27 protein-coding genes are annotated in these 21,783 nt (G+C 45.1%); 14 read left to right on the top strand and 13 right to left on the bottom strand.

The window, feature by feature from the left end:
• Nucleotides 1-118 precede the first annotated feature (118 nt).
• From murA to mlaF, 7 genes are all read right to left on the bottom strand, one after another.
• On the bottom strand, nucleotides 119-1,381 hold the full coding sequence (gene murA / locus JC525_RS03420) for a UDP-N-acetylglucosamine 1-carboxyvinyltransferase (protein ID WP_198814533.1): 1,263 nt from the start codon (nucleotides 1,379-1,381) through the stop codon (nucleotides 119-121).
• A 12-nt stretch (nucleotides 1,382-1,393) separates the two neighbouring features.
• Nucleotides 1,394-1,651, bottom strand: a complete 258-nt coding sequence (locus JC525_RS03415; RefSeq protein WP_012517351.1) for a BolA family protein — start codon at nucleotides 1,649-1,651, stop codon at nucleotides 1,394-1,396.
• Nucleotides 1,652-1,680: 29 nt separating this feature from the next.
• Nucleotides 1,681-1,989 (bottom strand): STAS domain-containing protein, encoded by a 309-nt coding sequence (locus JC525_RS03410; protein WP_198814532.1) that lies wholly within the window; start codon nucleotides 1,987-1,989, stop codon nucleotides 1,681-1,683.
• On the bottom strand, nucleotides 1,986-2,651 hold the full coding sequence (locus JC525_RS03405; protein WP_105930845.1) for an MlaC/ttg2D family ABC transporter substrate-binding protein: 666 nt from the start codon (nucleotides 2,649-2,651) through the stop codon (nucleotides 1,986-1,988). Before JC525_RS03405 ends, JC525_RS03410 begins: the two co-directional genes overlap by 4 nt.
• A gap of 120 nt (nucleotides 2,652-2,771) precedes the next feature.
• Entirely contained in the window at nucleotides 2,772-3,245 is a 474-nt protein-coding gene (gene mlaD, locus JC525_RS03400; RefSeq protein ID WP_198814531.1) for an outer membrane lipid asymmetry maintenance protein MlaD, read from the bottom strand.
• Between the two features lie 9 nt (nucleotides 3,246-3,254).
• The gene (gene mlaE, locus JC525_RS03395) at nucleotides 3,255-4,031 is read right to left on the bottom strand and encodes a lipid asymmetry maintenance ABC transporter permease subunit MlaE (protein WP_105930662.1); all 777 of its coding nucleotides are present in this window, start codon (nucleotides 4,029-4,031) and stop codon (nucleotides 3,255-3,257) included.
• Nucleotides 4,028-4,828 carry a phospholipid ABC transporter ATP-binding protein MlaF gene (gene mlaF / locus JC525_RS03390; protein ID WP_198814530.1) on the bottom strand — a complete coding sequence of 267 codons (801 nt, stop codon included), beginning with the start codon at nucleotides 4,826-4,828 and terminating at the stop codon, nucleotides 4,028-4,030. Before mlaF ends, mlaE begins: the two co-directional genes overlap by 4 nt.
• 608 nt (nucleotides 4,829-5,436) lie before the next feature.
• Between mlaF and JC525_RS03385 the strand changes: the two genes are divergently transcribed.
• The 12 genes from JC525_RS03385 (at nucleotide 5,437) to mgtE (ending at nucleotide 14,812) form a co-directional block, all read left to right on the top strand.
• Nucleotides 5,437-6,393, top strand: a complete 957-nt coding sequence (locus JC525_RS03385; protein WP_198814529.1) for a calcium/sodium antiporter — start codon at nucleotides 5,437-5,439, stop codon at nucleotides 6,391-6,393.
• A 2-nt stretch (nucleotides 6,394-6,395) separates the two neighbouring features.
• Nucleotides 6,396-7,376 (top strand): KpsF/GutQ family sugar-phosphate isomerase, encoded by a 981-nt coding sequence (locus JC525_RS03380; protein WP_198814528.1) that lies wholly within the window; start codon nucleotides 6,396-6,398, stop codon nucleotides 7,374-7,376.
• Nucleotides 7,377-7,925 (top strand): 3-deoxy-manno-octulosonate-8-phosphatase KdsC, encoded by a 549-nt coding sequence (kdsC, locus tag JC525_RS03375; RefSeq protein ID WP_198814527.1) that lies wholly within the window; start codon nucleotides 7,377-7,379, stop codon nucleotides 7,923-7,925.
• Nucleotides 7,922-8,500 (top strand): LPS export ABC transporter periplasmic protein LptC, encoded by a 579-nt coding sequence (gene lptC, locus JC525_RS03370; RefSeq protein ID WP_198814526.1) that lies wholly within the window; start codon nucleotides 7,922-7,924, stop codon nucleotides 8,498-8,500. The genes kdsC and lptC overlap by 4 nt, the downstream gene beginning before the upstream one ends.
• The gene (lptA, locus tag JC525_RS03365) at nucleotides 8,469-9,023 is read left to right on the top strand and encodes a lipopolysaccharide transport periplasmic protein LptA (protein WP_198814525.1); all 555 of its coding nucleotides are present in this window, start codon (nucleotides 8,469-8,471) and stop codon (nucleotides 9,021-9,023) included. Before lptC ends, lptA begins: the two co-directional genes overlap by 32 nt.
• A 2-nt stretch (nucleotides 9,024-9,025) precedes the next feature.
• A complete protein-coding gene (gene lptB / locus JC525_RS03360) occupies nucleotides 9,026-9,751 on the top strand; it encodes an LPS export ABC transporter ATP-binding protein (protein ID WP_198814524.1) in 726 nt (241 codons plus the stop codon).
• Between the two features lie 73 nt (nucleotides 9,752-9,824).
• The gene (locus tag JC525_RS03355) at nucleotides 9,825-11,306 is read left to right on the top strand and encodes an RNA polymerase factor sigma-54 (RefSeq protein ID WP_198814523.1); all 1,482 of its coding nucleotides are present in this window, start codon (nucleotides 9,825-9,827) and stop codon (nucleotides 11,304-11,306) included.
• Nucleotides 11,307-11,336: 30 nt separating this feature from the next.
• Nucleotides 11,337-11,624: a ribosome hibernation promoting factor gene (gene hpf, locus JC525_RS03350; protein ID WP_012517338.1), complete on the top strand. Its 288-nt coding sequence runs from the start codon at nucleotides 11,337-11,339 to the stop codon at nucleotides 11,622-11,624.
• A gap of 13 nt (nucleotides 11,625-11,637) precedes the next feature.
• Nucleotides 11,638-12,081 (top strand): PTS IIA-like nitrogen regulatory protein PtsN, encoded by a 444-nt coding sequence (gene ptsN / locus JC525_RS03345; RefSeq protein WP_198814522.1) that lies wholly within the window; start codon nucleotides 11,638-11,640, stop codon nucleotides 12,079-12,081.
• Between the two features lie 88 nt (nucleotides 12,082-12,169).
• Nucleotides 12,170-13,012 (top strand): RNase adapter RapZ, encoded by an 843-nt coding sequence (gene rapZ, locus JC525_RS03340; protein WP_198814521.1) that lies wholly within the window; start codon nucleotides 12,170-12,172, stop codon nucleotides 13,010-13,012.
• A gap of 2 nt (nucleotides 13,013-13,014) precedes the next feature.
• The gene (locus tag JC525_RS03335; protein ID WP_198814520.1) at nucleotides 13,015-13,287 is read left to right on the top strand and encodes an HPr family phosphocarrier protein; all 273 of its coding nucleotides are present in this window, start codon (nucleotides 13,015-13,017) and stop codon (nucleotides 13,285-13,287) included.
• A gap of 166 nt (nucleotides 13,288-13,453) precedes the next feature.
• Nucleotides 13,454-14,812, top strand: coding sequence for a magnesium transporter (gene mgtE, locus JC525_RS03330; RefSeq protein WP_198814519.1), 1,359 nt, complete (start codon nucleotides 13,454-13,456; stop codon nucleotides 14,810-14,812).
• A 19-nt stretch (nucleotides 14,813-14,831) separates the two neighbouring features.
• Here mgtE and JC525_RS03325 read toward each other — a convergent pair whose 3' ends face one another.
• Nucleotides 14,832-15,569, bottom strand: a complete 738-nt coding sequence (locus tag JC525_RS03325) for a response regulator transcription factor (protein WP_198814518.1) — start codon at nucleotides 15,567-15,569, stop codon at nucleotides 14,832-14,834.
• A 207-nt stretch (nucleotides 15,570-15,776) separates the two neighbouring features.
• Between JC525_RS03325 and JC525_RS03320 the strand changes: the two genes are divergently transcribed.
• Nucleotides 15,777-16,592, top strand: a complete 816-nt coding sequence (locus JC525_RS03320) for a spondin domain-containing protein (RefSeq protein ID WP_198814517.1) — start codon at nucleotides 15,777-15,779, stop codon at nucleotides 16,590-16,592.
• 11 nt (nucleotides 16,593-16,603) lie between these two features.
• Nucleotides 16,604-17,443 carry a spondin domain-containing protein gene (locus JC525_RS03315; protein ID WP_198814516.1) on the top strand — a complete coding sequence of 280 codons (840 nt, stop codon included), beginning with the start codon at nucleotides 16,604-16,606 and terminating at the stop codon, nucleotides 17,441-17,443.
• A gap of 161 nt (nucleotides 17,444-17,604) precedes the next feature.
• Here the strand turns inward: JC525_RS03315 and JC525_RS03310 are convergent, their stop codons facing one another.
• The 5 genes from JC525_RS03310 to petA form a co-directional block, all read right to left on the bottom strand.
• On the bottom strand, nucleotides 17,605-18,081 hold the full coding sequence (locus tag JC525_RS03310) for a ClpXP protease specificity-enhancing factor (protein ID WP_198814515.1): 477 nt from the start codon (nucleotides 18,079-18,081) through the stop codon (nucleotides 17,605-17,607).
• On the bottom strand, nucleotides 18,078-18,710 hold the full coding sequence (sspA, locus tag JC525_RS03305) for a stringent starvation protein SspA (protein WP_159118410.1): 633 nt from the start codon (nucleotides 18,708-18,710) through the stop codon (nucleotides 18,078-18,080). Before sspA ends, JC525_RS03310 begins: the two co-directional genes overlap by 4 nt.
• Nucleotides 18,711-18,877: 167 nt before the next feature.
• Nucleotides 18,878-19,612 carry a cytochrome c1 gene (locus JC525_RS03300; protein ID WP_198814514.1) on the bottom strand — a complete coding sequence of 245 codons (735 nt, stop codon included), beginning with the start codon at nucleotides 19,610-19,612 and terminating at the stop codon, nucleotides 18,878-18,880.
• Nucleotides 19,609-20,874, bottom strand: a complete 1,266-nt coding sequence (locus JC525_RS03295) for a cytochrome b (protein ID WP_159118408.1) — start codon at nucleotides 20,872-20,874, stop codon at nucleotides 19,609-19,611. Before JC525_RS03295 ends, JC525_RS03300 begins: the two co-directional genes overlap by 4 nt.
• A gap of 5 nt (nucleotides 20,875-20,879) precedes the next feature.
• Complete coding sequence (gene petA, locus JC525_RS03290; RefSeq protein WP_198814513.1) at nucleotides 20,880-21,509, bottom strand: ubiquinol-cytochrome c reductase iron-sulfur subunit; 630 nt, start codon at nucleotides 21,507-21,509, stop codon at nucleotides 20,880-20,882.
• Nucleotides 21,510-21,783 lie beyond the last annotated feature (274 nt).

Raw genomic sequence — 21,783 nt, 5'->3', positions numbered from 1 at the left:
CATGGTTGGAGTAATTTGATTCGAGAGAATGACACTACCGCTTTAAAATAAAGAGTAGATCTCTTAAACAAGAAAAGCGCCTAGTGGCGCTTTTCTACTCAGAATGACAGCTTAACGCTTATTCTTTTACTCGGTCGATATTCGCCCCTAAGCCTCGCAGCTTTTCTTCAATAGCTTCGTAACCGCGGTCAAGGTGATAAATACGATTCACATGCGTTTCACCTTCTGCAATGAGACCAGCAATCACTAAGCTAGCTGACGCGCGAAGGTCGGTCGCCATGACTGGCGCACCTTTTAGCTTTGAACTGCCTTTAGACACCGCAGAATTAGCCTCTAGTGCTATCTCAGCCCCCATGCGCTGTAGTTCAGGTACATGCATAAAGCGATTTTCGAAAATTGTCTCAGTAATAACACCCGTGCCTTCTGCGACACAGTTTAACGTCACAAACTGGGCCTGCATATCGGTAGGAAAAGCTGGGTGAGGTGCGGTTTTTACTCTGACTGCCTGTGGCTTTCGCCCTTCCATGTCGAGTTCAATCCAGTCTTCACCGATTGTAATTTTCGCACCGGCCTGCTCTAGCTTGTCTAACACGGCATCTAAGGTATCAGGTGCGGCATGAGTACAGCGAACCTTTCCGCCGGTAACCGCTGCAGCAACAAGGAAGGTTCCCGTTTCGATACGATCAGGCAGCACGGCATAGTCACAGCCGTTTAGCGTTTCCACACCTTCAACAGTAATTTTGTCACTTCCGGCACCGCTAATTTTTGCGCCCATTTGAATAAGGCAATTTGCTAAATCTACAATTTCAGGCTCGCGCGCAGCATTTTCTAGCACCGTCGTACCGTCCGCAAGCGCCGCAGCCATAAGCAAGTTTTCCGTCGCGCCAACACTTACCATATCCATGAAGATGCGCGCGCCTTTTAAGCGTCCGTCAACTTCAGCACGAATATAGCCTTCATCAACTTCAATTTTAGCACCCATTTTTTCAAGGCCTGTTAAATGAAGGTTGACGGGGCGAGCACCAATAGCACAGCCGCCAGGTAAAGACACATTCGCCTTCCCTTGCTTGGCAAGTAAAGGGCCTAAAACTAAGATAGACGCTCGCATTGTGCGCACTAAATCATAGGATGCCGTCACACTCTCAAGCGTACTCGCATCAATAACGATATCGTTAGGTGCAGGTTGCGCGATTTCAACGCCCAGCTCGCGCAACAGCGCTGTGGTTGTATTGATATCGCGAAGGCGGGGAACATTCGTATAACGACAAGGGGAGTCAGTAAGCAGGCTTGTCATCAACAATGGTAGAGCCGCATTTTTAGCCCCCGAAATACGAACCGTGCCGTTGAGCGCTGGGCCCTTTTTAATTACAAGTTTATCCACGAGCGGCGCCTATTATTGAGGGATATTGAACTGGCGCTCGCGCTCCCAGTCTTTAACCGAAAACGTCTTGATTGTGATTGCATGCATACTGCCATCTGCAATCTTATCAGCTAATGGCGCATACACTGCCTGCTGACGCTTCACGCGGCTCATTTCATTAAACGCATCGCTGACAGCAATGATATTAAAATGCGACCCCTCTCCTTTCACATGCACTTCGTGAAGGTCTAAGGCATCTTTCAAGATTTTTTCAATTTCAGACAATTCCATAACTTACTTCTTAATCCGCTAACTGGTGTTTATTCTACTGGTAAAAAGCTATCTGCATTGCTGATTTTTGCAAGCTTTTGAAGCTTTTCCGGCATTTTATTGAGGGTTATGCTAACACCATTTTGCTCTGCATCCCTAACCGCATTGATAAGCCATGCCAAACCTGCACTATCTGCACGTTCAACATCGCTCAAATCTACAGAGCAACGTTTGTTCTGCAGCAAGGTGCCTCGCTCGCTACTGCTCAGGCTTTCCCAAAAATTTTTCGACAAAGTGTCACGGTCTAGTTGACCGTGAACAATCACATTACCTTTGTCATTTATCTCAAAAAGGCTCACTCAGCCTCTCCCTCAATTTCAATCGGCTCACCTTGCTTTAATTCAACTGGCTTACCAATTTTATCGCGCATTAAAGCAATTACTGAATCAATGCCTTCTTGACGAAGAATTGATTCGAATTCGCTACGCTTACTGTTTAACATGCTAATACCTTCGGCGACCATGTCGTAAGCTTTCCACTCGTTCGTTTTGCTGTCTTTACGTACTTTAAACGCAATTTTAATCTCTGGGCGACTAGGATCTTGTACAACAGCACGCACCGTCACTGATTTTTTATCATCAAAAGATGACTCAGGCTCGAATATCACTTCTTGGTTATCGTAATACCCCATAGCAACCGCATAAGAGGTGATCAGATACTGTCGGAATACACTGATGTATTCGCCCATTTTCTCCTGAGGCACCGATTTAAAGTGTTTACCCAACACCATAAATGCCGCAAATTTATAATCTATATGAGGGACCAGTTCTTCTTCCATGATCGTACGAAGCATCTCTGGATCGGCTTTGATAGCCTCCTGATTAGCCTTAATACGTTCAAACGTACGATTCGCAACATCCTGCACCAATTCATACGGATTTTGCTCATTGACTTCTTGCGCATTCACTACGCTCGTTATCGACATCATAAAGATGCCAATGGCTGCTATAATCTTTTTCAAAATTTTATCTCCTAACTTCAAACTCTGTTTAGCAGACCTGATTACCGTCAAATTAGTTTCATCAAGTTGCTGTAATTCATTGGTAACTGTATGCAGTGCAAGCAATATAATGGGCAATGATTAGTTTTCGTCACTGCCGCGGTTAAACAAGAACTGGCCAATCAAATCTTCAAGAACCAGCGCTGACTTCGTATCTTGTAGGTAATCGCCATCTTGTAAATTTGCCACACCGTCAAACGAAAAACCCGGTTGAAAACCCACGTACTGCTCGCCTAATAAGCCTGAAGTTAAAATAGATACTGAACTGGTTTCAGGAAAGCCGTTATATTCGTTAAGGATAGATAGCTCCACCACAGGAGTGAAATCTTCCTGATCCAAAGAAATTGACGACACACGACCAACCGTGACACCACCTACTTTTACTGCAGATCTTGGCTTCAACCCGCCGATGTTGTCGAACTTTGCATATAACGTGTAGGTGTCACCTTCGGTCGCTACCGTTTGGTTTGCCACTTTAAGTGCTAATAATAACAACGCACCTATTGTAAGCATGACAAACACACCAACCATCACTTCCGTTTTATACTTACTCATTCCTAACCCCTACTCGATACCAAACATAAGGGCGGTAAGCACGAAGTCCAGCCCTAATACTGCTAATGATGAATAGACCACTGTTTCAGTAGTCGCTTTGCTGATCCCTTCCGATGTTGGAATAGAATCGTAACCTTTAAATATGGCAATCCACGTCACAACCAAGGCAAACACGAGGCTTTTTATTACGCCGTTTATGACGTCTTGGTTCCAATCTACGGTAGATTGCATGATTGACCAGTAGCTGCCCGCATCAACGCCTAACCAATCCACGCCGACTAAATGGCCGCCTAGAATACCAATAGCACTGAAAATAATAGCGAGCATTGGCATGGCAATCATTCCTGCCCAAAAACGGGGTGCAACAATACGCCTAAGCGGATCGACTGCCATCATTTCTAAGCTACTTAATTGCTCGGTGGCTTTCATTAAGCCTATTTCTGCCGTCAACGCAGAGCCCGCGCGTCCCGCAAACAATAATGCGGTAACAACCGGGCCCAGTTCCCGCAGTAGCGACAGAGCCACCATAGGACCTAAGCTTCCCTCAGCGCCATAATCAACCAAAATGGTATACCCTTGAAGGGCCATTACCATACCGATAAACAAGCCAGAAACCATGATAATTAATAGCGATTGCACGCCTACAACATAGAGTTGCTTAATCACCAACGGGATGTTTTTAACGCGGGGAACCGCCACTAGCGCGCCGAATAGCATTAAGGTGGCACGTCCTATTGAGGTTATTTTAGCGATAGTTTTTGCACCGACTGACTGGAAGTACTTCATTTATCGCCTCCCAAAAAGCTCGTTTTTAAATCAGGTGCCGGGTAATGAAATGGAACCGGCCCATCAGCTTTACCTTTTAAAAACTGTTGAACGAGTTCAGAATCACTGTCTTTAATTTCTTGGGCCGTGCCCTCACCTATCACACGCTTATCAGCCAAAATATAAATATAATCAGCAATGGTGAGTACTTCAGTCACGTCATGAGTAACAACAATACTTGTTAAGCTAAGCGCATCGTTAAGTTCACGAATAAGCTTAACCAAGACGCCCATAGAAATAGGGTCTTGGCCTGCAAAGGGCTCGTCATACATGATTAAATCAGGATCAAGCGCTATCGCTCTTGCAAGTGCAGCTCTGCGCGCCATACCACCGGATAATTCGCTTGGCATGAGTTGAGCCGCGCCACGCAATCCTACGGCCTGTAGCTTTAAAGCGACAATAGTCGCAATAATATCTTCCGACAACTTGGTATGCTCGCGAAGCGGAAACGCAACATTGTCGAATACGCTCATGTCGGTAAAAAGTGCGCCGCTTTGAAACAGCATACTCATTCTTCGGCGCGTGTTGTAAAGGGACTTTCTCGACATAGAAACAATCGAGTCACCATCGAATCTCACGTCGCCTTCATCTGGTGTTAACTGCCCACCAATAAGGCGTAGCAGTGTGGTTTTACCTATACCACTAGGCCCCATCACCGCAGTAATCTTGCCTTTAGGCACTTTAAGCGAAATACCGTCATATATAACGCGGTCAGCACGCTTAAAAGTTAGGTTATCTACTTCAACTAAATGATCCATAATGACTTAAATGTCGACCCCTGACGATAGAGAGTGGCTGTAATAATTTCATCTACACTGCATTTTTAAACGAGCAAATGAATGCGTTGCCTCGAGTATTCAATTTCCATGCCTTTAGCATTTTTACTACAAATGTATACTCTTCAGTGTACTTTAAGAACACATAATACCAATAAAGTTTACTCGGCAGTGTAGTTTCTTAACGCGGTTTGCAAAAACATCTAATTGGGCGGTGTAATTTAGTGTCATTGTACGCTTTTTCAAGCCCCTCGCAAAAGTCAAAAAGTTACAAGTTATGTTCGATTAAGACGAATGTAAGGTCAGGCTGGCGCAAGCGCACTCCTTTTATAAAACAACAAGTCGAAAGTGAAAGAGCACATCTATCGTATTTGATAGTTTGTTAATGGAAACTGAATACCTGCATGCAGTATTGTTGCTACCGCTGCCAATCAAAGGTAATGAACGAGAGCTAATTTGTCGATTTACCCTTCATTTAACACACGTTTTTACCATTTCGCAGCTTTTGATAAAAATAAAGTAATGCGAGCATAGGCAAATGGCACTCTTTTTGCGACAATCTAGCGAAATACTCTTTATTACAGGTTGTTGTGCTTTTAAACATCGTCATTTTTCTCATTGGGCTGATTGTACTTAGTTGGAGCGCTGACCGTTTTGTTTATGGTGCTTCAGCGCTAGCGAAGAACATCGGTATTTCTCCCATGATGATCGGCTTAACGATTGTCGCTATGGGTTCTTCTGCGCCTGAGATTGTGGTATCCGCCATTGCTTCTGTAAATGGTAATATGAATACCGCTGTAGGAAACGCGCTGGGCTCGAACATCACCAATGTCGCGCTTGTCCTTGGCATAACAGCATTGGTAAAGCCGCTGCTTGTCTCATCAACAACCTTAAAGCGCGAACTTCCGGCACTTCTTATTATCTCGCTCATCGCTATCGGCTTTTTGTTTGACGGCGAACTGAAGTCTTACGAGGGCATTATCTTACTTGCTCTGTTCATTTTTGTACTGGCCATGATGGCGTGGCTGTCGCTACAAGTAGACAAAGAAGATCCTTTAATAGCTGAAACAGCTGACGAAATACCTAAAGGGGTTTCAAATACATCTGCACTTATTTGGATTGGTGTGGGTCTGATTGTTTTGCCCCTGAGTGCGCATTTTTTGGTGAACTCCGCAGTAGAAATTGCAAGATATATGGGAATTTCTGACTTGGTGATTGGCTTAACCATTATTGCTTTTGGCACCAGCCTTCCAGAATTGGCAGCAAGCGTTGCCGGCGTATTAAAAGGTGAGGATGATTTAGCCCTTGGTAATATTATTGGCTCTAATATCTTCAACCTGCTTGCCGTACTTGGAATGCCGGGTTTAATAGCGCCAGGCTTGTTAGATCCAGATGTCTATAATCGAGATATGTATGTAATGCTTGGGCTAACGCTACTTCTGTTCTTGTTCAGCTTTGATTTAATCGGTAAGCGTACAATATCAAGAACGAATGGACTTATACTTCTTGCTTGTTTCATCGGCTACCAATTCTGGCTGTTCGGATAATCATGAATACACAAACTCAGAAGAACTATATCGACTCAGCAAAGCGTGTCATCGACATTGAAACGCACGCTATAGCGAACCTTGCACAACGTTTAAACGACAATTTTATTGCAGCATGCGATATTCTTTACAATTGTAATGGAAAAGTTGTCGTTAGCGGAATGGGAAAATCTGGGCATATTGGAAACAAAATCGCTGCCACACTTGCGAGCACTGGCACCCCCGCTTTTTTCATGCACCCCGGTGAAGCCAATCATGGCGACTTGGGGATGCTGAGTAAGGGAGATGTTTTATTAGCGATTTCTAATTCTGGTGAGACAAACGAACTGGTTAATTTGCTGCCTGTCGTTAAGCGACTGGGCATTCAAGTGGTGGCAATGACAAACAGCGCGACAAGCTCATTAGGGCAACACGCAGATGTAGTACTCGATATAAGTGTGGATAAAGAAGCCTGTTCATTAGGCCTTGCCCCTACATCAAGCACCACGGCCACCTTGGTCATGGGTGACGCTCTCGCTGTAGCCCTTCTCGATCAAAAAGGCTTCACGTCTGATGACTTCGCACTGTCGCACCCGGGAGGAAGTCTAGGAAGAAAGCTGCTGCTTAAAGTGCATGACATCATGCTCACTGGAAGCGATATTCCGCTTGTTAGTGTGAACGCTTCAGTGGCTGACGCGCTTCTTGAAATCTCCAAGAAAGGCCTCGGGATGACAGGCGTTATCGCCCCTGACGGCACACTTACCGGGGTATTCACTGACGGTGATTTACGTCGAATTTTAGATGCACGTATTGACATACATGGTGCCTCGGTTGAAAGCGTTATGACAAAAGGTGGCAAAACAACTTCTTCTGAGCAACTCGCTGTAGAAGCGCTTAACCTGATGGAAACCCATAAAATAAGCGCGCTAATGGTAACAGATTCTCAGCGCAAGCCCGTGGGGGCCTTTAATATGCATATGCTACTCAAAGCGGGAGTGCTATAAATGCCAGCAACCTTATACACAGATGTGGATGACACCCTTTTTACTCAACTAACAAACATCAAATTATTGGTATGTGATGTGGACGGGGTGTTTTCAGACGGCCGAATTTATTTAGGTAACGCGGGTGAAGAACTAAAAGCTTTCCATACGCGTGATGGTTACGGCGTTAAAGCCTTGATAAGCCATGGCGTTGATGTTGCTGTTATTACAGGTCGTCGTTCAGCCATTGTTGAAAACAGAATGAAAGCGTTAAATGTTGCACACATCATTCAGGGTGAGGAAAACAAGGCCGAGGCTCTGCGCGCACTAATGGAAAATCTCGAACTAAATGCCGATGACGTGGCAGCCGTTGGCGATGATATGCCTGACACAGGTATGTTTAAGCATGTAGCGGTCAAGATTGCGGTTGCCGATGCGCACCCTTTTGTCGCTAAACAAGCCAACTGGATTACCACGCTTCCTGGGGGATTTGGTGCGGTTCGTGAAATATCGGACACCATTTTACAAGCCAAGGGCGTGGCGAATGATATATTCGGGGCAAGTGTATGAGCCAATTTGGCTTTAATCGCTTGGGGTTGAGTATATCCGCGCTTTTTATTCTGGCGATGTTGATGTATGTACCAACGTGGATGGAAGAGGAGCCAGAAGCGCAGAGCAGCGGTGAAAATGACGCGCTGAAACCCACTTATAAAGCGAAAAATTTAACCACGACCCTCTATAATCAAGAGGGAGAGCTGAACCATCAGGTTTTTGCAGAATCGATGGAACATTATGACCAATTAGGTTTTGTCCTATTTCAGCAACCTAAGTATACCCTTTATACCGAAAACGCAACTTCTCCTTGGGTTGTTACGGCTAAAGAAGGCACACTCTATAACAACGAACTTATTCAGTTGGAAAATCGGGTTGTTATTGAGAACCAAACGAGCGATGACTTTGTCCAAAGCTTATCAACCGAATATATTCAAATAAATTTGGACACCAAACAGATGACATCTGACCAACCCGTTGAAATACAAGGTACTCAATATGTTATTTTGAGCAATGGGTTTAACGCGAATTTACGCACACAAGAATACGAGCTTTTAGATCATGTACAAACCACTTATTCCCCTAGCAACTAGCCTTTTTCTTGCCATCGCTAGCGGTGCGGTGCTCGCAAGTGAAGATGACTTTTCGCAGCCTATTAAAATAGGTTCAAACACCCAGTTTATTGATGGGAAAAACAAGACGGCGCTGTATAAAGAAGATGTCCTCATCACACAGGGTTCACTGCTGATTGAAGCGGACGAAGTTGAAGTTATTGCCAGTGAAGGTAGCGGTCGCGAAATTTTTATCGCCAGAGGCAAGCCTGCCAGCTACTCTCAAACCTTAGAAGACGGCACGTCGGTGTCGGCAAAAGCCAATGAAATCCGTTATGAAGTTATCAACCGCACCATTTCTCTTACTGGTAATGCTGAACTTCAGCAGGACACGAGTAAAGTACAAGGTGACAACATTACATTTGATATGATAACCGAGCAATTGCTTGCTACTGGCGGCGCGGGTAAGGACGGTGAGGGTCGAGTGACCACGGTTTTCACACCTGAAACCATTCGCAAAACATCGTCTAAGAAAGACAAAAAAGAAAACGAGGGCAATGAATAACCATGGCAACTTTGAGCGCAACCCACCTTGCTAAGGCTTATAAGTCTCGTCAAGTAGTGAGAGACGTCAGCCTTTCCGTCTCGACAGGGCAAATTGTTGGCCTACTTGGGCCAAACGGCGCTGGTAAGACCACTACGTTTTACATGATTGTAGGCTTAGTGCCGCTGGACAAAGGCAAGATTGAAATTGACGAAAACGAGCTCACTCATCAACCTATGCACGAGCGGGCACGCCGCGGAATTGGCTATCTTCCGCAAGAAGCGTCAATATTTAGAAAGTTGACCGTGCACGAAAATATCATGGCGATATTGCAAACCCGTAAAGATTTAAATTCACAGCTGCAAGAAGAAGAAGCTGACGCACTACTTGATGAATTTAATATTAACCATATACGTAATAGTGCAGGTATGAGTTTGTCGGGTGGTGAGCGACGTCGCGTGGAAATAGCGCGGGCTTTAGCAGCAAATCCACAATTTATTTTATTAGACGAGCCATTCGCTGGTGTTGATCCAATATCAGTTAATGATATAAAGAAGATAATACAACATCTTCGTGATAGAGGAATTGGTATCCTTATCACTGACCACAACGTACGAGAAACATTGGATGTTTGCGAAAAAGCGTACATTGTGAGTCATGGCGAGCTTATTGCGCAAGGAACGGCGGAACAGGTTTTAAGTAATCAAAAAGTAAGGGATGTATACCTAGGCGAACAATTCAGGCTATAGTTAATGTAACCTAATTGTCATTTTTCAATTTCGCTCTGGTATATTCAATTTAGAGCATTTAAATAAGACGTAGATGAAACCATCTTTACAGCTAAAATTTAGCCAACAACTTACCATGACGCCTCAGCTTCAGCAGGCGATTAAACTGCTGCAGCTTTCTACTCTTGATCTTCAGCAGGAGATTCAAGAGGCGCTCGACTCTAACCCTTTGTTGGAAGTTGAAGAAGGTAATGACGAGCCTCAGTTAGAAAGAAACAATATCGATAATGATGATGGCGCATCGGAAGCTTCGGCTACTGCATCTAGCGATACCTTAGAAGCCGGTGACGCGTTAGAGAAAAACGATCTTCCTGACGAGTTGCCGATCGACAGTACATGGGACGAATACTACTCCGCGTCTTCAGCGCCCGCGCCTGGCCCATCAAGTGATGATGAGCAAATTTTCCAAGGCGAAACCACTGATGATATCCAAGAACACCTTTCTTGGCAGATGCGCCTTACCCACTTCTCGGAAACTGACCGTGCTATTGCAACCGCCATTATCGATTCGATTGATGAATCAGGCTATCTAACCGTCTCTCTTGAAGAAATTCTCGATGCAGTGAACGATGACGATTTGGAAGAGCCCATTGAAATGGACGAAGTAGAATGTGTATTAAAGCGCATTCAAATGTTCGACCCCATTGGTTCTGGCTCACGTACGCCCCAAGAATGTTTGATGGTTCAGCTTCGCCAATTTTCCGAAGACACACCGTGGCTCGCTGAAGCGAAACAGCTTATTGAAGAATATTCTGACCTTCTTAGTAGCAAAGACTACCGCACGTTAATGCGAAAGAGTCGCTTGAAGGAAGATCAACTGCGTGAGGCCATGCGTTTGCTTCAAACCTTGAATCCTCGCCCAGGTAGTGCTTTAGTTACTAAAGAGCCTGAATACGTTATTCCTGACGTTTCAGTAGCCAAAAAGAACGGCCGTTGGGTGGTAGAGTTAAACCCCGACAGCCTGCCTAAGTTAAGCGTTAACCAGCAGTACGCTGCAATGAGTCGCCGTGCAAAGAACAGTAGCGACTCTCAATTCATCCGCTCACATATGCAAGAGGCTAAGTGGTTTATCAAAAGCCTGGAATCACGCAATGAAACCTTGATGAAGGTGGCCAATTGTATTGTGCAGCAGCAAATGGGCTTTTTCGAGCACGGCCCGGAAATGATGAAACCAATGGTGCTAAACGATGTCGCAGAAATGGTAGATATGCACGAATCGACTATTTCTCGTGTGACGACGCAAAAATACATGCACACGCCACGTGGAATTTTTGAACTGAAATATTTCTTTTCAAGCCATGTAGCGACGGAGTCTGGTGGTGAGTGTTCATCTACCGCAATTCGAGCATTGATCAAAAAGCTGGTGGCCGCTGAAAATGTGAGCAAGCCGCTAAGTGATAGCAAGATTGCTTCATTGTTGGCCGAGCAAGGTATAAAAGTCGCTCGGCGGACAATAGCAAAATACCGGGAATCGTTATCGATCCCGCCGTCGAACCAACGCAAAAGCCTTATTTAAACGGGCTCTATTATATAAGGAAGACGAAATATGCAAATCAACCTTACTGGTCATCATGTCGAAATCACCGACTCTTTGCGTAATTATGTCGATACGAAGTTCAGCAAACTTGAACGTCACTTTGATCACATTTCTAATGTGCATGTCATCCTGAACGTTGAAAAATTAAATCAAAAAGCCGAAGCGACTGTTCATTTAAGTGGCGCAGAAGTATTCGCATCCTCAGAAAACACCGACATGTATGCGGCGATTGACAGCATGGTTGATAAACTCGACCGGCAGGTAATCAAGCATAAGGAAAAACTGAAAAAACATTAGTAGTTAATTAAGCATGGACATACAAGCCATCGTAAGTCTGGACCGCACTGAATGTGCGGTTCAGTGTAATAGTAAAAAACGAATTCTTGAGATAATCGCAGATATTGCCGCCAAAAATAATGAGAACATCGACTCGGCGACGGTCCTAAGTAGCTTAATGTCTCGAGAGCGGATGGGAAGTACAGGTATCGGTAACGGTATTGCCTTGCCTCACGGACGTTTGGCGAATCTTGAAAAAGTAATCGCGATTATTGTTACATGCACACCAGCAATAGATTTTGATGCTTTAGATGAAAAGCCGGTAGATATATTTTTTGCTTTGCTGGTCCCTGAAGAGCAAACCGAGGGACATTTACAAACATTAGCAACCGTAGCCGGTAAATTAAGTGACAAAGAGACGATAAAAGCGATACGCCGCGCGTCTACGAGCGACGAGATACTTTCCGCATTATGCTAATGTTTTATGCTTAGTCACTCTTAGGTGACTTCGTTATTTTGATCGTCAACGCGAATAAGATTAAACCAGTTTATAAGGGAGATATGAGGTGAAGCTGATTATAATCAGTGGTCGTTCGGGTTCTGGTAAATCTGTGGCGCTGCGTGCACTTGAAGATTTAGGCTATTACTGTGTTGACAACATTCCGGTTAATTTGCTCCCTACTCTCACTCATACGGTAGTTGATGAATATGATCAGGTTGCGGTGAGTATTGATGTCAGAAATTTACCTAAGAACCCTGATGACTTAGTCGAGATACTTGACTACCTGCCCTCATCGTGGTCGATGACTATTGTTTACATAGACGCAAGTGACGACGTACTGGTAAAACGTTTTAGCGAAACCCGTCGTCTTCACCCTCTTGCTAAACTTAACAAATCACTTTTTGAAGCAATTAAAGCCGAATCCGCACTACTTGCCCCTATTGTAGAAAGAGCCGACCTGTATTTAGATACCGATAAGTTAACAATACATCAACTCGCTGAGTTAATCCGAGAGCGTATACTTGGCAAAAAAAGCTCTCGCCTTGTGTTGGTATTTGAGTCATTTGGCTTCAAACACGGTATTCCAAAGGACGCCGACTATGTGTTTGACGCGCGCTTTTTGCCAAATCCTCATTGGGAGCCCGACCTTAAACACCTTACGGGCCTTGATGCACCTGTAGAAGTCTTCTTAGGCTCACAACCCGTTGTTACAAAGTTCATTTGGCAAATTCAAAACCTGATAACCACATGGCTGCCTCATTTAGAACGCAACAACCGAAGCTATGTTACCGTCGCAATAGGGTGTACAGGCGGGCAGCATCGCTCGGTATACATCGCTCAGGCATTATCGAAAACCTTCGGCGAAATTCATCCCGATGTTCAAATTCGCCATCGAGAGTTAAACTAGTAATGACGATTAAAAAAACGCTCACGATTGTTAACAAACTGGGTCTGCATGCCAGGGCCGCAACGCAGCTTGTTAAACTGGCAAATCAATTTGATGCCAAGATTATTTTAAAAAAAGGGGACAAGGAGGCTGACGCAAGCAGTGTTCTAGGGTTAATGATGCTTGAAAGTCATCAAGGGGAGCAAGTTGATGTCGTTGTTGACGGTGTTGATGCCGCAGACGCGCTTGCTGCGATTGAGCAATTAATAGAAGGCAGGTTTAACGAAGACGAGTAGTTCACGTCCAATTGGTTATTTAACATACTTTCAGTCTAGTATTTTTCAAATCTTGTGCAAAAGCTACGCAATTGTCATGACAGGATCATTATAATTGCGATATTCTACGGCCACTTAGGCGTTAACGCCGTCACCGTTTATTTTCACCCTGTAGGAATGACGCCTTATGGCAGAAGCGCTTGTTTCTAAATACGTACAAACTCAGCTACGCGCACTCAACGCTGCGTTAGTTAACGGGCAATTTGTATCTGTACGTAAGCTTCTGCTCGAATTACCCCCATCTGATGTTGCCCATATACTTGAGTCGAGCCCCAGCAGAACCCGTGACGAGCTTTGGGAGTTGATTGATAGCGACTTCCATGGCGATATTTTAGAAGAACTTTCTGACGATGTTCGAAATGGTATCATTTCCAAGATGCTTCCGGCCAACGTGGTGGACGCACTTGAGGAGATGGACACCGATGACTTAGCCGAAACGCTAAGCAGCCTTCCTGAGCCTGTACTTGCCGACATTCTCGATTCAATGGATGCACAAGACAGATTACGCGCAGAGCAAGCGCTGTCTTATGGTGAAGAAACCGCTGGCTTCATCATGAACACGGATACCATTACCTTGCGTCCTGATGTCACGATTGATGTTGTCCTACGCTATATCCGCTTAAAGGGCGAACTTCCGGAAAACACAGATACTTTCTATGTGGTTAATAGAACGGATAATTTAGTAGGTATTATTCCTGTCGCCCGCTTGCTCACAGCTGACACGGATGACAAAGTTTCCGATGTGATGGATGAGGAATCAGAAGCCATTCCGGTAAACATGCCAGATGATGAAGTCGCGAGTTTATTTGAGCGCTATAACTGGCTATCAGCCCCTGTCGTAGACGAAAAAAATCGCCTTGTCGGGCGAATTACCATCGATGACGTGGTAGATATTATTCGTGAAGATGCCGAACACTCAATGATGAGTATGGCGGGTTTAGATGACGATGAAGATACTTTCGCTCCGGTTATGCAAAGTACAAAACGTCGTTCAGTGTGGCTCGCCGTTAACTTAGTTACAGCACTTATGGCTGCAATGGTCAGCGATTTATTTGAGGCCACACTTAGCCAAATGGCTGTACTAGCAATCTTAAACACCATAGTACCAAGCATGGGAGGCGTAGCCGGTAATCAAACGTTAACCCTTGTCATTCGTGGTATGGCTTTGGGCCACGTTAACGCCAACAACTCTCGGTGGTTGATAAGCAAAGAAATATCCATCGGCTTCTTAAACGGTGCAATCTGGGCGGTGCTGATTGCCTCTGTTATTGCGCTATGGAAACAAGACTACATGCTAGGTGTTATTATTGCCTTTGCTATGATGGTGAACATGATTGCGGCTGCTTTGGCGGGTGCGACCCTACCTATGATCATGAAACGCTTAAAAATAGATCCTGCATTAGCAGGTAGCGTAATCCTGACTACCATCACTGATGTTGTAGGTATTTTTGCCTTCTTGGGTACCGCTACCCTTTTCCTTATCTAACCTTTCAGCGAAATACAATTTACGCACTGAGTGCTTTGTCGACGTAGCCGGTTAAATTTAACTTGTATCCTACACCCCACACGGTTTCAACAAGCTGTGCACCGTTATCTATACTAGCTACATTATCTAACTTATTACGCAATCGATTGATGTGGGTGTTAACGGTATGCTCATACCCTTCATGGTTATATCCCCATACGTCACTCAATAACTGATTGCGCGAAAAAACCTGATTTGGGTGACGGCAGAAGTAGTTAATAAGGGTAAACTCTCTAGCAGTTAACGATAGGGCTTGTCCGTTTAACGTAACGCTGTGATAGCGTAAATCAACTTTAAAGGGCCCAGCTTGAATGCTGTTGTCAGCGTTTTTTTGAAGGCTTGTGTCAAGGCTTGGCATACTCCTTCTCATATGCGAACGAATTCGAGCAACAAACACACGCTCGTTGAATGCGCCTCCAAGGTAATCATCGACGCCCACTTCAAAATAATCCGCTTCATCAGCACTCACGTTAGTTACTTGCTGACCGTCAACGGCCATAATCCAACTGTCTGGGTTTTGTAATACCAAACGTTCAATACGGTCTAAGCAAGACTGTTGCGCGTGGGACTGTGCGATGACGAGTGAATAGTGCTGAGCATCAAGTAATGACAGTGCAGCTTGATAATTTGAAACCACGTCATGCAAGAATCCGTGCTTGCTCAAGCTTTGCGTAATGATTTGCTGAAACTGATTGTCACTATAGATTACAAGGATCATAGCTAGCTCCTATTTTGCCCTTAATAATCAAGACCGGAGGTTGCTTAAAATTATTCCACTTTCTATTAAAAAATTGTTCATTCTACTTTAGTACTTCGTTTTTAAGACGACAGATATCTGTGTCCTTTTTGTAATACTTCTGTGATGAATTGCGCATTTTGCTGACCTACATTCTATGCGCTTTTAAGTCAAAACAAGGACAAAAAAATGAAATTCACCAAACTTGCTAGCGCTACCCTGCTGTCGTTAGCCGCGGCTTCATTCAGCCACGCAGTGACTGTCGATGTTGAAATTACCAATTTAACGCAGGCACAAAGTTTTACCCCTCGTCTGGTTATTGCCCATGACGACACGGTAGATGCGTTTGAAGTGGGTCAGCCTGCATCAACTGCATTAGCGTGGCTTGCAGAGGCCGGCGTTATCGACGATGAACAAAATGCAGATTCAAGTGGCGCTAACTTTGAAGCGCTTCTTGGCCCTGTAGACACGGATAATGGCTCTAATACATGGCACCGTTTTGGTGGTCTTCTTGCGCCTAGTGCGACACTTAGCTATCCGTTCGATACTATGGACAAGCCATACCTTTCGTTATTGGCGATGTTGATCCCAACTAACGATGCATTTGTTGGTATGGATAGTATAGAAATCCCCACAGAGCCTGGCACTTATACTTACTATCTTAATGCCTATGATGCAGGTACAGAGTTAAATGATGAGTTGAACAGTGCACGCACTGATGTAGTTGAAGCGGGTACAGGCAACGCGTTAGGTGGCTATGGTCTACCTGGAGTAGCTGGTGGTGGTGCCCCAACTCGTATTGTTGATTTGGGTACCGGTGGTACAGGTGTAGGTGCACAAGTTGTTAACGGGGAAGTTGAAGATGGTGAAGACGGCCCGGTTCATATTCACAGAAACGCGCTAGGTGATACTGATAACGCTGGCGGCGCTAGCGACCTTGATTCTACGGTACACCGCTGGTTGAACCCTGTTGCACGTGTTGTTATTACGGTTCCTGCGTCGTAAGGAGCGTTAGAATGAAAAATCCAATTGTAAAACTCAGTACGCTGCTAATCCTCTCTGCACTAGTCAGTGCGTGTGGCGATGATGGCGATACAGGACCCCAAGGGCCTGCTGGTCCGCAAGGCGAAACGGGTGTCGATGGCACAGATGGACAAGACGGCGCAGATGGCCAAGACGGTGTTAACGGTAATTCCGCAGTATATACCGTCCAAATTACCAATCTTACCTATGCACAGCCGTTTGCCCCAGCAGCCATTGTTCTTCATGAATCAGGCTACCACGCTTTTGCAGAGGGCGAAGCTGCGAGCATGGGCATAGAAGTCATGGCCGAAGGCGGTAACCCAGCTATGGTGATTGAAGAGGCGATGGACTCTACCGACTTCTTAGATGCGCAGAACTCGGGTGGAATTTTAGGACCTAAAACGAGTAGTGACATGTTCACCTTGGTGGTTCCTGAACTCGATGCTGACGATTTACGTTTAACGGTAACCACAATGCTGGTAAACACCAACGATGCCTTCACAGGGCTAAATGCAGCCGATGTTAGCAATATGTCGGTGGGTGACAGTAAAACCTTTATGACAGTAACATGGGACGCTGGAACAGAGGCAAATACTGAAACCGCAGCAACCATGCCTGGGCCAGCAGCGGGTGCAGCAGGTGGCGGCGGCGAGGCTGCGGGTTATGATCCAGTAAGAGACGATTTAGCGGATGTTGTGCGTTTGCATACAGGTGTTACTACCAATGCTAATGCAACCGATCCCAGCCGTGAAGGTTTAACGACTTCGGTATTAACTGAAGGGCATCGCTTTGATTTTCCGACAAGCAGAGTTGTGATCACGCGAACACGCTAAGTGTCATTAGTTTGCTTAGCAGATTACGACATTTGTGTATGACAAGGGCGCCCTCGCACTACGTGCTATGGGTGCTTTTCTATAGATAGACATTGCGAAACAGAAAAGTAACGATGCAATGAGCTGGCTTCAACATAATGTTGAAACCAGACTACATCGATTTATTTGATCACCTTAAGGGTAGGCTTACCTTTTTTAGGTGGCACGGGTGCATCTGCTTTGTCTGCTGCATCTGCGTCTTCAAGTGACGTAGGGCCACTTTGAGGCTGTGGTGCATCAGACTCCTGCTGCTGACGCTCCTCTTGTGCACGCGCGATATCCTCTTCTGTGGCAAACACAGTTCCGGCACCATTCTCACGAGCATATATCGCCATTACCGCTTCGCAGGGCATGCTTAAACGACGTGGTTGTCCACCAAATCGCGCTTGAAATGACAAACCTTCCACATCAAGCGAGAAATTCACACACGCACTTGGCGATACATTCAAAACGATTTGACCATCTTTAACGAACTCTTGTGGTACTTCTACAAGCTCATTGGTTGCATCGACAACAATGTAAGGCGTTAAGTCGTTATCAACAATCCACTCATAAAACGCCCTAAGCAAATAGGGCTGGTTTGACGTCATAGATGTCATAGCGGGTTGTGGATCTCACGCTCTTGGTCAGTCAAAGACGCTTTAAACGAACTGCGAGAGAAAATGCGATTCATATAAGCGTTAATTTCTTTGCTGCCTGCACCGTTAAGCTCGATACCAAGTGCTGGTAAACGCCATAGTAGCGGAGCAAGGTAGCAGTCGACTAAACTAAACTCTTCGCTCATGAAGTAAGGCATTTCACCAAACACAGGTGCTAGTGATAACAATGCTTCACGCAGTTCATTTCGTGCTGCCTCAACATCACCCTCACCACGGAAAATGCGCGCAGCCAGTGAGTACCAGTCTTGCTCAATGCGGTGCATCATCAGACGGCTTTGACCGCGTGATACAGGATAAACAGGCATTAGAGGTGGATGTGGAAAGCGCTCATCAAGGTATTCCATGATGATGTGAGACTTATAAAGTACAAGTTCACGGTCAACTAGGGTTGGAACAGTACCGTAAGGGTTTAGCTCCAACAGATCTTCAGACAGGTTGCTAGGATCTGTGAAGCTGATTTCAACACCCACACCTTTTTCTGCCAACACAATACGTGCCTGGTGGCTGTAAATATCAATTGTGTCAGAGAACAACGTCATAATAGAACGTTTATTCGCGGCTACGGCCATTCAATTTCCTCCGTCGAGAAACAAGTTTATGCTTACAAACGGTAAGCTTATTACGTTAATTCGTGCTACCTGAAAGCGCTTGTCTTAGACGCTTTCAGGTAGCACGAATAAATACCAAAAAAGGGGGCGAGACGCCCCCTTTTCATATTATACATAAATCTGTGCGATTAGTGCACTTCTCGCCAGTATTCTTTCTTCAGTAAGTAAACAAATACAAACAATACTGCGATAAAGATAAGTACCCACTTACCAATTTTGTGAGATTCAAGTTTTGAAGGCTCACCCGTGTACTCAAGGAAGTTCACGATATCGGCAACGGCTTGGTCGTATTCGTCAGGAGACATGGCGCCAGTGCCATCTGACTTGATGCCTACATAACGCTTAACCATTTCACCATCAACCATTTGCTCTTCGTAAGTACGAGTAGGCGTACCTTGAAGTGGCTGAAGTACGTGTGGCATGCCCACTTCTGGGAATACAGTGTTGTTCACACCAAACGGGCGGCTCTCATCTACATAAAAAGAGCGCAGATAGGTGTAAATCCAATCTTCACCACGAACGCGAGCAACTAGCGTAAGATCTGGTGGCGCAGCACCAAACCAACCTGCAGCTGCCTCTTCAGGCATGGCACGAGTGATATAGTCAGCCACCTTTTCACCCGTAAACTGGAGATACTCTTGACCAAGTTCATCAGGAATACCCAAGTCTTGGAATGAACGCTGATAGCGCTGATACTTCATAGAGTGACAGCCCAAGCAGTAGTTCATAAACAATTGAGCACCGCGCTGTAAAGATGCCTTATCGGTTAAATCGATAGGCGCCTTGTCCAAGTGCACGTTTCCACCTGCCGCAAGCGCTACGCCAGGTAGGAAGAAGGCTAAAAAGCACATCATTTTTTTCATTTAGGAATCCTCTCTGGCACAGGTTTAGTGTTTTCGTTTTTGCTGTACAAGAACAGTGCAATGAAGAAACCGAAGTACATGATGGTCGCAACCTGCGACGCTACAATTTTCCAGTTTTCTTGTGGCGTACCACCTAGATAACCCAGGAAGATAAACACAATTGCAAACACGATTAGGTTCACTTTGTGCAAGCCACAGCGATAGCGCCATGATTTAACGCGACCACGGTCAACCCAAGGTAGAGCAAATAGCGCAGCAATCGCACCGAACATTGCTAGTACACCGAACAACTTGTCAGGTACCGCTTTCAAAATCGCATAGAACGGCGTGAAGTACCACACTGGGAAGATGTGCTCAGGTGTCTTCAGCGGGTTAGCAATTTCAAAGTTAGGATGTTCCAAGAACTTACCGCCCATTTCTGGCGCGAAGAACAGTACATAAGTAAATAGTGCTAGGAACACACAGAACGCCACAAGGTCTTTAAGCACGATGTGTGGGAAGAACGGTAACACGTCATCAGCGATGTCGTATTTGCTTGTGTAGTACTCGTGGATTTCATATTTAGTCTTTTCAGACTCAGGTAGTGAACCTTTCTTGTGTTTAATCGCAACACCGTCTGGGTTGTTAGAACCCACTTCGTGAAGTGCGATAATGTGAAGGAACACAAGGATAACAATAACCAAAGGCAGTGCAATTACGTGAAGTGCAAAGAAACGGTTAAGTGTAGCGCCAGAGATAACATAGTCACCCTGTAACCAAACAACAAGGTCAGGACCTACCACAGGGATTGCGCCGAATAGCGAAACGATTACCTGAGCACCCCAATAAGACATTTGTCCCCATGGTAGTACATAGCCCATGAATGCTTCCGCCATAAGCGCTAGGTAGATAAACATACCGAACACCCATAGAAGTTCACGAGGCTTCTGATAAGAACCGTAAATCATGCCACGGAACATGTGCATGTATACAACAATAAAGAATGCCGATGCGCCAGTACTGTGCATATAGCGGATGATCCAACCGTAGTCGATCTCACGCATGATGTACTCAACAGAGGCAAAAGCGCCTTCTGAAGAAGGAACGAAGTTCATGGTTAACCAAATACCAGTAACAATTTGGTTTACCAAAACAATAGTAGCTAGGAATCCGAACACATACCAAAAGTTCATGTTCTTTGGCGCTGGGTATTGAATAGCGTGCATGTTTGCAACGCGCATCAATGGGATGCGGTCTTCAATCCAACCTAGAAAAGCGTTCATAATAATTAAGCCTCCGCTTCTGAACCAATGATGATATTTGTATCATCAACGAACTGATAAGGCGGCACTACTAGGTTTAAAGGTGCCGGTACGTTCTGGAATACACGTCCCGCCATATCAAACTTAGAACCGTGGCACGGGCAGAAGAAACCGTCAGGCACACCTTCAACGTATTCTTCAAACGCGCCATCTTTAAGGTGCTGTGGAGAACAACCTAGGTGCGTACAAATACCCACTAGAATCAAGTATTCTTCTTTCATTGAACGAAAACGGTTTTGAGCAAAAGTTGGTTGCTGCTCAGCTTCAGAGTTAGGATCTTTCAGCTTATCTTCGTGTGCGCTTAATTCTTCAAGAATTTCTGGCGTACGACGAACAATCCAAACTGGCTTGCTTCGCCACATCACACGTACTAATTGTCCAGGCTCAATCCCGCTGATATCTACTTCAACGTCAGCACCAGCGGCTTTCGCTTTGGCGCTTGGATTCCAGGACGCAATAAAAGGCACAGCAGCACCAACAACACCTACACCACCAACTACCGACGTGGCAACGGTCAAGAACCGACGACGAGTGTTGTTTTCTGGCTGGTTTTCGTTGTGTGCAGACTCTGTTGCATCTACAGATACATTGCTCATCCACATTTCTCCAGGTTTGGATAATTATGATGTGTAACCCAAGCTTATACTGGTTTTGTCACGCTTGAGTCATGCATCATATGGCTTGTCATGATAGCGACGCTACAGCAAAATTTTGCTGGTTTACGAAGTCACGAAAGTTTTCAAAATTTTCGACCGCAAATGATAAAAGAAAAGCCCTTATAAACACAAGGTTTTACTGATATTTAACCGATAATTTAATTCAAATGGTGAGTGTAGGTCTAGTAACGTAAATCGCTAAAATCAAGGTTTT

This window comes from Alteromonas sp. IB21, assembly GCF_016405965.1.
GTDB lineage: Bacteria > Pseudomonadota > Gammaproteobacteria > Enterobacterales > Alteromonadaceae > Alteromonas.
This window is presented reverse-complemented; position numbering and strand designations above follow the sequence as displayed.